This is a genomic window from Streptomyces fildesensis (genome assembly GCF_016107395.1).
Lineage (GTDB): Bacteria > Actinomycetota > Actinomycetes > Streptomycetales > Streptomycetaceae > Actinacidiphila > Actinacidiphila fildesensis.
The window spans coordinates 1-372 of the sequence record NZ_JAAIKO010000210.1 but is presented as its reverse complement, the minus strand read 5'-3'; the positions used below and the strand labels follow the sequence as shown (position 1 = coordinate 372).

The 372-nt window shown below is 70.4% G+C and carries 1 protein-coding gene; it reads left to right on the top strand.

The annotated features are described in order from the left end of the window. Window positions 1–372: histidine kinase dimerization/phospho-acceptor domain-containing protein (locus tag C6N31_RS42625; protein WP_198359678.1), on the top strand; the 372-nt coding region annotated here is incomplete at both ends.

Below are 372 nucleotides of genomic sequence, written 5' to 3'. Positions count from 1 at the left end.
CGCGACCAGCGCGACGAGGCGCTACGCGAACTCATCGGCCAGCTGGCGCTGGCGGACCTCGCCACGCTGGTCATAGCGTCGCTGGTCGGCTATCGCATGGCCCGCGCGGCACTGCTCCCGGTAGAGCGCTACCGGGCCGAGGCGGCCCGTATCGCCGCTGGCGCCACCGGTGTTCGGCTGGCCGTTCCGGACGCTTCGCACGACGAAGTCGCCCGCTTGGGCCGCACACTCAACGACATGCTGACCGCCCTGGACGCCGCACTGGAGCGCGAGCGGCGCTTCGTCAACGACGCCAGTCACGAACTGCGGACTCCGTTGACGCTGCTGTCCACCGAACTGGAACTGGCCCTGCGCCGCCCACGGATCAAGGAG